Source organism: Pseudomonas sp. NPDC087336 (genome assembly GCF_044744285.1).
Classification (GTDB): Bacteria; Pseudomonadota; Gammaproteobacteria; order Pseudomonadales; family Pseudomonadaceae; genus Aquipseudomonas.
The window spans coordinates 144,786-157,302 of sequence record NZ_JBIUYA010000010.1 but is presented as its reverse complement, the minus strand read 5'-3'; the positions used below and the strand labels follow the sequence as shown (position 1 = coordinate 157,302).

The 12,517-nt window shown below is 59.3% G+C and carries 9 protein-coding genes and 1 tRNA gene; 6 read left to right on the top strand and 4 right to left on the bottom strand.

Translation table 11 applies throughout. The features are described 5' to 3' along the window. From clpX to ACIO0C_RS12725, 6 genes are all read left to right on the top strand, one after another. The coding region (gene clpX / locus ACIO0C_RS12750; RefSeq protein WP_401312300.1) for an ATP-dependent Clp protease ATP-binding subunit ClpX at positions 1 to 1,164 on the top strand (1,164 nt) is incomplete at its 5' end. 161 nt (positions 1,165 to 1,325) lie between these two features. Further along, positions 1,326 to 3,722: an endopeptidase La gene (lon, locus tag ACIO0C_RS12745; protein ID WP_401312297.1), complete on the top strand. Its 2,397-nt coding sequence runs from the start codon at positions 1,326 to 1,328 to the stop codon at positions 3,720 to 3,722. A gap of 148 nt (positions 3,723 to 3,870) precedes the next feature. Next, the gene (locus ACIO0C_RS12740; RefSeq protein ID WP_002552737.1) at positions 3,871 to 4,143 is read left to right on the top strand and encodes an HU family DNA-binding protein; all 273 of its coding nucleotides are present in this window, start codon (positions 3,871 to 3,873) and stop codon (positions 4,141 to 4,143) included. A 53-nt stretch (positions 4,144 to 4,196) separates the two neighbouring features. Next, positions 4,197 to 4,274: transfer RNA gene (locus tag ACIO0C_RS12735), tRNA-Leu, on the top strand. Positions 4,275 to 4,377: 103 nt separating this feature from the next. Next, a complete protein-coding gene (locus ACIO0C_RS12730) occupies positions 4,378 to 6,249 on the top strand; it encodes a SurA N-terminal domain-containing protein (protein ID WP_401312294.1) in 1,872 nt (623 codons plus the stop codon). A 201-nt stretch (positions 6,250 to 6,450) separates the two neighbouring features. Then, positions 6,451 to 7,290 carry a DUF2242 domain-containing protein gene (locus tag ACIO0C_RS12725; RefSeq protein ID WP_401312291.1) on the top strand — a complete coding sequence of 280 codons (840 nt, stop codon included), beginning with the start codon at positions 6,451 to 6,453 and terminating at the stop codon, positions 7,288 to 7,290. A gap of 348 nt (positions 7,291 to 7,638) precedes the next feature. Here ACIO0C_RS12725 and ACIO0C_RS12720 read toward each other — a convergent pair whose 3' ends face one another. The 4 genes from ACIO0C_RS12720 to dmpG form a co-directional block, all read right to left on the bottom strand. Further along, a complete protein-coding gene (locus tag ACIO0C_RS12720; RefSeq protein WP_401312288.1) occupies positions 7,639 to 8,694 on the bottom strand; it encodes an AraC family transcriptional regulator in 1,056 nt (351 codons plus the stop codon). A gap of 3 nt (positions 8,695 to 8,697) precedes the next feature. After that, on the bottom strand, positions 8,698 to 9,828 hold the full coding sequence (locus tag ACIO0C_RS12715; protein ID WP_401312285.1) for a carbon-nitrogen hydrolase family protein: 1,131 nt from the start codon (positions 9,826 to 9,828) through the stop codon (positions 8,698 to 8,700). A gap of 217 nt (positions 9,829 to 10,045) precedes the next feature. Further along, positions 10,046 to 11,401 (bottom strand): spinster family MFS transporter, encoded by a 1,356-nt coding sequence (locus ACIO0C_RS12710; protein ID WP_401312282.1) that lies wholly within the window; start codon positions 11,399 to 11,401, stop codon positions 10,046 to 10,048. A 79-nt stretch (positions 11,402 to 11,480) separates the two neighbouring features. Beyond that, the gene (gene dmpG / locus ACIO0C_RS12705; protein ID WP_401312279.1) at positions 11,481 to 12,512 is read right to left on the bottom strand and encodes a 4-hydroxy-2-oxovalerate aldolase; all 1,032 of its coding nucleotides are present in this window, start codon (positions 12,510 to 12,512) and stop codon (positions 11,481 to 11,483) included. Positions 12,513 to 12,517 lie beyond the last annotated feature (5 nt).

The window sequence follows — 12,517 nt, the reverse complement described above, 5'->3', positions numbered from 1 at the left end:
TGCGTCGACCTGTGCAATGACATCATCCGTGAGGAGGTGCAGGAAGCCCAGGCCGAAAGCAGCGCGCATAAATTGCCTTCGCCTAAAGAAATCAGCGGCATCCTTGATCAATACGTTATTGGTCAGGAGCGTGCGAAAAAGGTTCTGGCCGTAGCGGTGTACAACCACTACAAGCGCCTGAACCAACGTGACAAGAAGAATGACGACGTCGAACTCGGCAAGAGCAACATCCTGCTGATCGGCCCGACAGGCTCGGGTAAGACCCTGCTTGCCGAAACCCTGGCTCGCTTGCTGAACGTTCCGTTCACCATCGCCGACGCAACCACCCTCACCGAGGCGGGTTATGTGGGTGAAGATGTCGAGAACATTATTCAGAAGCTGCTGCAGAAGTGCGATTACGACGTGGAAAAAGCCCAGATGGGCATTGTCTACATCGACGAAATCGACAAGATTTCGCGCAAGTCTGACAACCCGTCGATCACCCGGGACGTTTCCGGTGAAGGCGTGCAGCAGGCCCTGCTCAAGTTGATCGAAGGCACGGTCGCTTCCGTTCCGCCCCAAGGTGGTCGCAAGCATCCGCAGCAGGAATTCCTTCAGGTCGACACCCGTAACATCCTGTTCATCTGCGGTGGTGCGTTCTCCGGTCTGGAAAAGGTTATTCAGAACCGTTCCACCAAGGGCGGCATCGGTTTCAACGCGGAAGTTCGCAGCAAGGAAGAAGGCAAGAAAGTCGGTGAGTCCCTGCGTGAAGTCGAGCCTGACGATCTGGTCAAGTTCGGTCTGATCCCGGAGTTCGTCGGTCGTCTGCCGGTCCTGGCGACGCTGGACGAGCTTGATGAAGCTGCTCTGATGCAGATCCTCACCGAGCCGAAAAACGCGCTGACCAAGCAATACGCCAAGCTGTTCGAGATGGAAGGCGTGGACTTGGAATTCCGGGCCGACGCACTGAAATCGGTCGCCAAACGCGCGCTGGAACGCAAGACCGGCGCCCGTGGCCTGCGTTCGATTCTCGAAGGTGTGCTGCTCGACACCATGTACGAAATCCCCTCGCAGTCCGAGGTGAGTAAAGTAGTGATCGACGAAAGCGTTATAGAAGGCAAGTCCAAGCCACTGTATATCTACGAAAACAGTGAGCCTGCTGCCAAGGCCGCGCCAGACGCCTAAGTGTCACGCTGCCGGTACAAAGAAGGGGCCTTCGGGCCCCTTTGCTTTTTCCGGGTTTTAACGCTGTCTTTGTGCTTGTTTTTTTTTAAGGCAGCCCCCATCTTGGTTTCAAGCTTACTTCCATCTGTTTCCGGCCTTATGGCCGCCGTAGAGGCGAAATCATGAAGACAACCATCGAATTGCCTCTCCTGCCATTGCGTGATGTCGTGGTTTATCCGCACATGGTTATCCCGCTGTTCGTGGGGCGCGAGAAATCCATCGAAGCCCTCGAGGCAGCGATGACGGGCGACAAGCAGATCCTTCTGCTGGCCCAGAGAAACCCTGCTGACGACGATCCCGGTGAAGACGCACTTTATCGCGTAGGTACGATTGCGACCGTCCTGCAGCTGCTCAAGCTGCCTGACGGCACGGTCAAGGTTCTGGTCGAGGGCGAGCAGCGCGGCGCCGTGGAGCGCTTCAGCGAAGTGGATGGCCACTGCCGCGCCGAAGTCTCGTTGATCGACGAGGTCGATGCGCCTGAGCGCGAGTCGGAAGTGTTTGTCCGCAGCCTGCTGTCGCAGTTCGAACAATACGTGCAGTTGGGCAAGAAAGTCCCTGCCGAGGTCCTGTCGTCGCTCAACAGTATCGATGAGCCAGGCCGCCTGGTCGACACCATGGCCGCGCACATGGCGCTGAAAATCGAGCAGAAGCAGGAAATCCTCGAAATCATCGATTTGTCGGCACGTGTCGAGCACGTGCTGGCCTTGCTGGATGCCGAGATCGACCTGCTGCAGGTCGAAAAACGCATTCGCGGTCGTGTTAAAAAGCAAATGGAGCGCAGTCAGCGCGAGTACTACCTGAATGAGCAGATGAAGGCCATTCAGAAAGAGCTCGGCGACAGCGACGAAGGGCATAACGAAGTCGAAGAGCTGAAAAAGCGCATTGATGCCGCCGGCCTGCCCAAAGACGCGCTCGCCAAGGCGACCGCCGAACTGAACAAGCTCAAGCAAATGTCGCCGATGTCCGCCGAAGCGACGGTGGTTCGTTCCTACATTGACTGGCTGGTCCAGGTGCCGTGGAAGGCCCAGAGCAAGGTGCGCCTTGATCTGGCTCGCGCAGAAGACATTCTCGACGCTGATCACTACGGCCTCGAAGAGGTCAAGGAACGGATTCTCGAATACCTCGCCGTGCAGAAGCGCGTGAAGAAGATCCGTGGTCCGGTGTTGTGCCTGGTCGGCCCTCCAGGGGTGGGTAAAACCTCGCTGGCGGAGTCCATTGCACACGCCACCAACCGTAAATTCGTGCGCATGGCCCTCGGCGGCGTGCGCGATGAAGCGGAAATTCGTGGTCATCGCCGTACTTACATCGGTTCGATGCCAGGAAGATTGATTCAAAAGATGACAAAGGTGGGTGTGCGCAACCCGCTGTTCCTGCTCGATGAAATCGACAAGATGGGCAGCGACATGCGTGGCGATCCGGCGTCGGCGTTGCTGGAAGTGCTCGATCCCGAGCAGAACCACAACTTCAACGATCACTATCTGGAAGTCGATTACGACCTGTCCGATGTGATGTTCCTGTGCACGTCCAACTCCATGAACATCCCGCCAGCGCTGCTGGACCGGATGGAAGTCATTCGCCTGCCCGGTTACACGGAAGACGAAAAGATCAACATCGCCGTCAAATACCTCTCGCCCAAACAGATCACGGCCAACGGCCTGAAGAAAGGCGAGCTGGAATTCGACGCCGAAGCGATCCGCGACATTATCCGCTACTACACCCGCGAAGCCGGTGTACGGGGCCTGGAGCGCCAGATTGCCAAGGTTTGCCGCAAGGCGGTCAAAGAGCATGCGCTGGAAAAACGCTTTTCGGTGAAGGTCACTGCGGATGATCTGGAACACTTCCTGGGCGTGCGTAAATTCCGCTACGGCCTGGCAGAACAGCAGGACCAGATCGGTCAGGTGACCGGCTTGGCGTGGACTCAGGTGGGCGGTGAATTGCTGACCATCGAAGCCGCCGTCGTTCCGGGCAAGGGCCAGCTGATCAAGACCGGGTCTTTGGGTGACGTGATGGTCGAATCGATCACCGCAGCCCTGACCGTTGTCCGCAGCCGTGCCAAGAGCCTGGGGATCCCCCTGGACTTCCACGAGAAGCGCGACACGCACATCCACATGCCGGAAGGGGCGACCCCGAAAGACGGCCCGAGCGCCGGCGTAGGCATGTGCACGGCGTTGGTGTCGGCACTGACCAGCATTCCCGTACGCGCGGATGTTGCCATGACGGGTGAAATTACCCTGCGTGGTCAGGTATTGGCGATCGGTGGCTTGAAAGAAAAACTGCTCGCCGCACATCGTGGAGGAATCAAGATCGTGATCATTCCTGAAGAGAATGTTCGCGATTTGAAGGAGATTCCGGACAATATCAAGCAAGATCTTCAGATTAAACCAGTTAAATGGATTGACGAGGTCCTGCAAATTGCGCTGCAATACGCCCCGGAGCCCTTGCCGGATGTGGCTCCGGAGATAGTCGCGAAGGATGAAAAACGCGAGTCGGATTCTAAGGAAAGAATTAGCACGCATTAGTACGTATTTGCCTGGGGGGCTTCCTTGACAGCTTTTTAGAGCCCTTGTTATAAAGCGGCTCTTAAGTGTCTGTAGGCCATTCAGCACTCGTTTTTGCTTTCACCAAAAAACTTAGAATCATACTCAAATAGATATAAGGGGACTTAGAGTGAACAAGTCGGAACTGATTGATGCTATCGCTGCATCCGCTGATATACCGAAAGCTGCTGCTGGCCGTGCGCTGGACGCTGTAATCGAATCCGTCACTGGCGCTCTCAAGGCCGGCGACTCCGTGGTTCTGGTTGGTTTCGGTACCTTCTCCGTAACTGATCGTCCAGCCCGCATCGGTCGTAACCCACAGACCGGTAAGACGCTGGAAATCGCAGCTGCCAAAAAACCAGGTTTCAAAGCCGGTAAAGCACTGAAAGAAGCGGTCAACTAAGTTCCATTCAGGTTTTTGCCTATCCGGGTCGGGGTCATGCCTGACCTGGCAGCGGAGCGGTAGTCCAGTCGGCGGGTCGCCGGTCCGAGACACCGAGGCTTGCACAGTCGAGTCATCGGTCCGCTCCGCCAGTTACGAGAAGGCGCATCCTCGGATGCGCCTTTCTTCTATCCGGATTCTACCCACGCTCCACGGTTGCCTAATTTTTGAAGTTCAACCGTTTATGGGGGACGCATGCTGCAGAATATCAGGGACAATTCACAAGGCTGGATTGCCAAGACCATTATTGGGGTCATCGTTGCATTGATGGCTCTGACCGGTTTCGACGCCATTTTTCAGGCTACGACGAACAAAAATGAGGCGGCGAAGGTCAATGATGAAGAAATCAGCCAGAACGAGCTGAGCCAGGCGGTCGATATGCAACGCCGTCAACTCATGCAACAGCTGGGCAAGGATTTCGACGCCTCCTTGCTCGACGAAAAGATGCTGCGCGAATCGGCCCTCAAAGGCCTGATCGACCGCAAACTGCTGTTGCAAGGCGCTGAAAAATCCAAATTCGCTTTCTCCGAAGCGGCGCTGGACCAGGTCATCCTGCAAACGCCTGAATTCCAGGTTGATGGCAAGTTCAGCCCTGAGCGTTTCGACCAGGTGATTCGTCAACTCGGCTACAGCCGTATGCAGTTCCGCCAGATGCTGGCTCAGGAGATGCTGATCGGTCAGCTGCGCGCCGGTTTGGCGGGCAGCGGTTTCGTCACCGATGCCCAGGTTCTGGCCTTTGCCCGACTGGAAAAACAGACCCGCGATTTCGCGTCCTTGAGCATCAAGGTCGACCCGGCAGCCGTAAAGCTGACCGACGAAGAGGTCAAGGCCTATTACGACGAGCACGCCAAGGAATTCATGACGCCGGATCAGGTGGTCATCGATTACCTGGAGTTGAAGAAGGCTTCCTTCTTTGATCAAGTCAGCGTCAAGGACGAAGACCTGCAAGCGGCTTATCAGAAAGAGACGGCGAACCTGTCCGAGCAACGCCAGGCTTCGCACATCCTGATCGAAGTGAACGACAAGACGACCGAAGCGCAGGCCAAGGCCAAGATCGAAGAGATCCAGGCCCGCCTGAACAAGGGCGAGACGTTCGAAGCCCTGGCCAAGGAATTCTCCCAGGACCCGGGTTCGGCGAACAACGGCGGCGACCTGGGCTACGCAGGTCCTGGCGTGTATGACCCGGCGTTCGAGAAAGCCCTGTATTCGCTGGCCAAGGATCAGGTATCCGAGCCGGTTCGCACCGACTTCGGTTTCCACCTGATCAAGCTGCTGGGCGTGGAAGCGCCTGAAGTGCCGACGTTCGCCAGCCTGAAAGACAAGCTGACCCGCGAATTGAAGGCCCAGCAGGTCGAGCAGCGTTTCGTCGAGGCGACCAAGCAACTGGAAGACGCCTCGTTCGAAGCGTCCGACCTGGTCCAGCCTGCGCAGGACTTGAAGCTGACCGTTCACACCTCCAAGCCGTTCGGCCGTGAAGGTGGTGAAGGCATTGCGGCCAACCGTGCCGTGATCGCCGCAGCGTTCAGCCCGGAAGTGCTGGAAGAGAATGCCAACAGCACCGCCATCGAGCTCGACCCTGAGACCGTAATCGTGTTGCGCGCCAAGGAACACCTCAAGCCAACGCAACTGCCATTGGAAAAGGTCGATGGCCCGATCCGTGCGCAATTGGCCAAGGAGCACGCCAGTGCCGCCGCCAAGACCAAGGCTGACGAGCTGATTGCCAGCCTGCGCGATGGCAAGACGCCACTGGATAGCTCGGTCGACGGTCAGAACTGGAAGGTTACCGAAGCCGCGACCCGCACTCAGGAAGGGCTGGACCCGACTGTGCTGCAGGCGCTGTTCCGCATGCCCAAGCCAGCCGCCAAGGACAAGCCGACCTTCAGCAGTGTCACCTTGCCTGATGGCAGCCTGATGATCGTGCGTCTGAACGGCGTGAACGAGGCCGCCACGCCAACCGAAGAAGAGAAGGCTCAATACCGTCGCTTCCTCGCTTCGCGCATTGGCCAGCAAGACTTCGCTGCTTACCGCAAGCAGCTGGAAAGCCAGGCCGAGATCGAGCGTTTCTGATCTGAGTACGAGCTTTTTGCATGAAACGAAGACCCCGGCCGCAAGGCCGGGGTTTTTTTTCGGCTGTATTGCACAACGCAGGCAATTTTCTCCCGACCATCGGGTCAACAGTTTTGTAACTGTTTTAAGACACAATCGGTGCGCCGCTAAGCATCGATCTGTTGCACAATACGCCCCGAACCGTTTCTCTCAGGATGTTCAATGTTTAAATCAATTCCCATGCGGGTTGTCGGGCTGGCCTTGGTGCTGGCTGCTGCTGCCGGTTGTTCGTCGAAGAAAGCCGCCATCTACGAGCATGAGAACTTCGATGATTCCGGAACGTTTTCCCGTAACTACCCGGTGACCGATTCGGCCTCCTGTGAAGCAGCTCGTCGAGCCTTGCTGAGCCAGGGCTATATCATCACCAGCAGTGATCCTAAGCTGGTCAGTGGGCACAAGAGCTTCCAGCAGACCGGTGAAACCCACATGGAAATCAGTTTCAGTGTGGTCTGTGCCGAAGACGGCACCTCGGCGCATCACGCCACCGTGTTCGCCAACGCCCTGCAGGACAAATACGCGCTGAAGAAAACCAACAACTCGGCAAGCCTCGGTGTCGGCGTGCTGGGCTCGGTGTCGATGCCGATCGGCTCGTCCGACGACTCGATGGTCAAGGTCGCCAGCGAAACCGTCACATCGGCCAAGTTCTACGAGCGTTTCTTCGCCCTGGTCGAGCTGTTCCTGCCCAAGGAAGTGAAACAAGCGGCGCACATCCCCGACAAACCTAAAGCCGACCTGGGTGTGCCCGAGCCCAAGCCAGCAGCGGCGCCGTTGGCCCCGGAATCCGCGGCACAGCCTGCGCCGGCGCCAGAGGCCGCCAAGGCCACTGAAGTTGCCCCGGCCGCTTCCGAGCCGGTAGCGCCGCCGCCTGAGGCCGCACCGATTACTTCAACTCAAAATGTCGAGCCAGCGCCTTCAACGGAAACTATCACGCCACCGGCCAACCCGAGCGACATGACACCACCTTCGGAACCAATCCAGGCCATGCCCATCACTGGCCAGTGATTGGCGCCACGGGGCCAGGCGGCATCGCGCCGGCCCCGTCACCGCAACAAAATTTGATCTCCGTCAAACAGACCGTCGTCCTGCGGCCTGCAGCGAAAAAATCCTGTGATAAATTCCCTTCTGCCTGCTACGTTTTATCTGTAGGCGACGAAGTGTCGTGTCCGCGTCATTTTTCTTTCATGCGGGCACTTTAGGCTCAAGGCGCTGGTCATTCATTCAGACGTTTTTTTAATGGGCTGTGGGGGATTCGAAAATGGACGATTATCAAGAAGAGCTGCTCGAGTATCAGGCGTTTGAACTGGACCCGCTGGAGCCCGCCGAAGACGCTACCGAGCTTTAACTTTCAGCTTAAAGCTTGCTGCCTATGGCTGTTTCTTTCCGACTACGCCGAAACTCGCCAGGTGTCTGGGCAGTCCAGCGCTTGAAGGCGCGTTGAAAGGCTTCGGCTGAAGCAAAGCCCAGCAGATAGGCGATTTCTCCGAACGCCAGTTCGGTGTCGCGAATGTAGGTCATGGCCAGGTCGCGACGGGTGTCGTTGAGAATCGCGCGAAATTGCGTGCCTTCTTCGGCGAGCTTGCGGCGCAAGGTCCACACCGGCAGTTTCAGGCGTGCCGCCACTTCTTCCAGGTCGGGTTCCCGGCCACCATTGAGCAATGGCCCCAGCAGCTGGGTGATGCGTTCACGCAGGCTGCGGGTGCGGGTCAATTGCTCCAGCTCCCGTTCACACAGTTGCAGCAGATGCCGCCAGGTGCTGGGGCAATGCTCGGGGTTGCGCTGGGCAAGGCTGGCCAGGCTCAGGCGCAACTGATTGTGCTCGGCGCCAAACTGGATCGGGCAGTCGCCCAGCACCTCGTAGGCCGCGCGGTAGCCGGGCGCTTCGAACTCGATATCGATGCGTTCGGCGCGCAGGCGGACAGGGCTGACGCTGGACAATTGCTGCAACCAGCCGCCGATGATCGAATCCACCACGAAGCGGTTATAGCCGTTGTAGGGGCTGATGGAGTAAAAGCGCAACCAGGCACCCTGAGCGTCTTCGTGGAAGCTCGATTGACCGCGATAATTGGAGCCATACAAGGCTTCGAAGCGAATCAGGCATCGCGCCGCCTCACGCACCGTCGGTGCCTGGGCGGCAGTGACGCCGGCAAGGCCGGCCTGGCTCAGGCGGCTGAGCTGGCCCATCCGCAAGCCGAGTGCCGGGTCGCCGGTCAACTGGATGGCCGCGTGGCCCAGGCGCATGTAGCGCGGGATCGAGAGACGGGCACCGGCTTCACCCAGTCGAGCCGCATCAAGGCCATATTGCTCGAGCAGTGGCTGCGGATCTGTGCCGTGGCTGCGCACGGCGTCGGCCAGACTGTGGACAAAGCCCACCGATAGATCTCCCAGGCGCATTGGGGTGGGTTTCATGGCCTACAGCCAAAGGTTCAACAAGCGCGCGCCACGGGCCTTGCCATCGACGAAATGTTGGCCGTTGCTGCTGAGAAAACTCTGCCCGGCGCTGCCCTGATCCCAAAACTGTCCGCGCAGGAATACGCTCATGCCGGCGATGGCCCGGCTGGCGGGTGCCTGAGTACTCAGGTTCAGGCGCTGCCAGGCCTGGCCTTCACTGACTTCCCCGGTCTTGAGGCTGACGGAGCCGGGTGTCGATGAGTCCCTGTAGCCGCGCCACGGCTGGTCCCAGCTACCGCGGCCGGCAACGAACGCCGGGACGGCGACCAGCTGTGCCTGTTGAGTGTCGAGTTTGCGGTAGTTGTCCGGGTACCAGCTGTCGCTGCCGATGAGCACGCCCAGGCGCCCGGCCGGGGTGTCGACGACATTGAGCGAGTGTTCGCCGTTGGCCTTGATCGCTTCCTGTTGCTCAAAAACCGGATGCATCTGGCGCTGGGGCTGGCCGATGGGCAGGCCATCGCGGCCAAAAACCACGCTGCTGTTGAACAAAGCGCCACGACCGATTTTCAGCGTACCGTCGATGACACTGGGTTCGGGCAGCACAATGGAGCCTGCCACCAGGGTGACGTGAAATTCCTTGGCCAGCCCGCCGAACAACGCCTGGTAATCCTTGGCCATGCCTTTGGCTTTCATGCGCAGGTGCGCGTCCTCGATACGGCTGTCGCCCTCGGCACCGATCAGCGCGCGGAGGAACTTCAAAGGATTGCTCACGGCCAGCCAGTTCATGGCCTCCTTGAACGTGGTGGCCTGGTACAACTCGTCTTTTTCGCCGCTGACCATCAGCCAGGTGCCAACATGTTCCGGCAATACGACGATGGTTTTTTCATTCAGCAGGCCCTGATCCCGGGCTGTCTGCAAGTAGGCGGCGAGTTTACGGTGCAAGCGTTCCGGGCTTTGGTAGTCGGTGGGAAACAGCTCGGGCTGGATGCCCAGCAAATTGCCGCGGTCAGCAGGTGTGCCCTGGTCGACGGCGACATCGATCCGCAGATCCGAGAGGTAAAGGCCCGGCGGGCGATCCGCGGCCCACATTGCGTAGGTCGCAAGAGCAGCGACCAGCGCCATGGAGAAAGTCAGGTACAGAAGTTTGCGCATGGGGAACAGTCAACGGTCATGAGCAGGGCATGGCTTTTCACTAGGATTTGCACCGAGGATAAAGGGAATCAACGCCTTAGTGGACAATTTCGTTTTTTTTCTGTTTTTTTTCTTTTGCGACAGCGAGTCCCACAATGAAATGTGTTCGGGTACAACGTCTGGCCAACCGAGCGCGTCGAAGTGGATCGCGTCGTATTTCTTGAGAATGTCGAACCCGTCACCCGGCATCACTTCCTGCCGATACCGGCCCCAGGGATGACGGCGATGTTGTAGTGGTTTGGTTCAGTGTCAAATGCTTATAGGTCCGCCAGAGCAGAATGATCGCAATGACGAGGGTGCAACTGACCAGCAGCAAGGCGTAACGCAACGACTCTCCAGCGAACATCGGCATCAGGGCATCGCTGAGCAAGCCTGTGGCCAGCGGGCCGATGCCGACGCCACACAGGGTCGAGATGATGGTCTGCAGCGCTACGCCGGTCGCGCGGCGGTGCGCCGGCACCAGCTGGGTCAGGAGCGAGAACGAGGGGCCGACCCACCAGACAGAGAAGAAGCTGGTCAGGGCGCACCAGAGCATGGCACTGGGCACCGGTACTGCGCCAGCGTACAGAAGGATGTCGCGAGGCCAGAGCAGGTAGATGACCATCGCGCAGCCGCCGAGCAAATGGCCGATGACCGGGATGCCGATTTGCCAGTGCGGGTTCTTCACCGCCAGGCGGTCGGTCAGCCAGCCGCTGAACAGCGCGCCGAGTCCGGCGCAAGTGCCGCCGACCAGGCCGGCGAGGATGCCGGCGTATTGCAGGGGCATGTCGTGGGAGCGCACCAGGAAACTGGCGTTCCACATGGCGTAGGCATAGGCGCTGAAGCTGGTGATGCCGCAAGCTAGCACCAGGCAGCGGTAGGCCGGTTGGGCCAGCAGCTCGCGGGCGCTGCCCAGCAGGCTTTGCACCGGGTGCGCGGTGTGCGTGTGGCTGAGGTCAAACCGACCTCGTGCCGGATCGCGCATCACGAAGGCGAATACCGCACTGATCACCAGGGCCGGCAGCGCGACGGCAACGAAGGCGCTACGCCAACCATGGTTGTCGACCACCCAGGCGCCGATGCTGAGGGCGATGATCGTCGAAAAAGTCGGTGCTGCAGTGTAGCAACTGATGGCAAACGAGCGCCGGTGCGGCGGGTAGACATCGGCGATGATCGACATGGAGGTGGAGGTGCTCGGAGACTCGAACACGGCCACGGCCATGCGCGCGATCACCAGCATCGCAAAGCTTGTGGACAGGCCGCAGGCCACGGTGGCCAAGGCCCACAACAGGCAGGACACGGCAAGCAGGCGCGTGCGCGGCAGGTGGTCGGCCAGGCGCCCGGCGGGCAAGCCCAGCAGCACGTAGACCGCCGCAAAGGCCAGGCCGGAGACCAGACCCATGGCGGTGTCGCTGGCGCCGAACTCCCGTTTGATCGGTTCGATCATCACGGCAATGATCTGCCGCCCGACAAAGCTGTCGGCGTACATCATCGCGAGCAGGAACAGCAGGCCATGGCTGCGCCAGCCAGTGGGTTGAGGGTGCGTACTGCTCATGGATGACTCCTGGCCAGGCGATGATCCGGGGCAGGGGACCAGGCGGTACCTGGGCCCCTGTAGTGCACTCAAGCTTTACTCAGGCGCTGGCTTGACGTTGCCTGGCCAGGGTCATGGCGGTGTCTTCGATCATGTCTTCCTGGCCACCGACCATGCCCCGTCGGCCCATCTCCACCAGGATTTCCCGCGCGGAGACGCCGTACTTTTTCTCGGCACGCTTGGCGAACAGCAGGAACGAGCCGTAGACACCGGCATAACCCATGGTCAGCGCATCGCGGTCACTGCGGATCGGGAAGTCCATGATCGGTACCACCAGATCCTCGGCAACGTCCTGGATGCCGAAGACACTGACCCCGGTTTCGATACCCATGCGGTCGCAGACGGCAACCAGCACTTCCATCGGTGTATTGCCTGCGCCAGCGCCCAGACCTGCGCAAGCAGCGTCGATGCGAGTGGCGCCCGCGGCGATCGCCGCGATCGAGTTGGACACGCCCATCGAAAGGTTGTGGTGGCCATGAAAGCCGATTTCGGTTTCGGGCTTGAGCGCGGCGTGCAAAGCGCTCACTCGCGCGCTGACATCATGGGGCAACAGGTAGCCCGCCGAATCTGTAATGTAGATGCAATTGGCGCCGTAGCTTTCCATCAGCTTGCCCTGGTCGACCAGGCCTTGCGGGCTGTTCATATGGGCCATCATCAGAAAACCGACGGTGTCCATGCCCAGCTTGCGGGCCGCGGCAATGTGCTGCTCGGAAACGTCAGCTTCGGTGCAGTGGGTGGCGACGCGAATGGTGTTGACACCCAGTTCGTAAGCCATGTGCAGGTGATCGACCGTGCCGATACCCGGCAACAACAGCGCCGAGACCTTGGCGTTTTTCATCAGCCCGATGACGGCCGACAAATATTCCTCGTCACTGTGCGCCGGAAATCCGTAGTTCACCGAGCTTCCGCCCAGGCCATCGCCATGGGTGACTTCAATCAAGGGTACGCCAGCGGTGTCCAGGCCACAGGCAATGTCTTTCATTTGCTGCAAGGTGATCTGGTGGCGTTTGGGGTGCATGCCGTCACGCAGGCACATGTCGTGGACGGTAATTTTTTTGCCGTGAAGGTCCATGGCGC

Bases quoted from the DNA above. Each gene is read 5' to 3' on its own strand.
- lon (WP_401312297.1), top strand. From the start codon at position 1,326: ATGAAGACAACCATCGAATTGCCTCTCCTGCCATTGCGTGATGTCGTG.
- ACIO0C_RS12730 (WP_401312294.1), top strand. From the start codon at position 4,378: ATGCTGCAGAATATCAGGGACAATTCACAAGGCTGGATTGCCAAGACC.
- ACIO0C_RS12725 (WP_401312291.1), top strand. From the start codon at position 6,451: ATGTTTAAATCAATTCCCATGCGGGTTGTCGGGCTGGCCTTGGTGCTG.
- ACIO0C_RS12720 (WP_401312288.1), bottom strand. From the start codon at position 8,694: ATGAAACCCACCCCAATGCGCCTGGGAGATCTATCGGTGGGCTTTGTC.
- ACIO0C_RS12715 (WP_401312285.1), bottom strand. From the start codon at position 9,828: ATGCGCAAACTTCTGTACCTGACTTTCTCCATGGCGCTGGTCGCTGCT.
- ACIO0C_RS12710 (WP_401312282.1), bottom strand. From the start codon at position 11,401: ATGAGCAGTACGCACCCTCAACCCACTGGCTGGCGCAGCCATGGCCTG.
- dmpG (WP_401312279.1), bottom strand. From the start codon at position 12,512: ATGGACCTTCACGGCAAAAAAATTACCGTCCACGACATGTGCCTGCGT.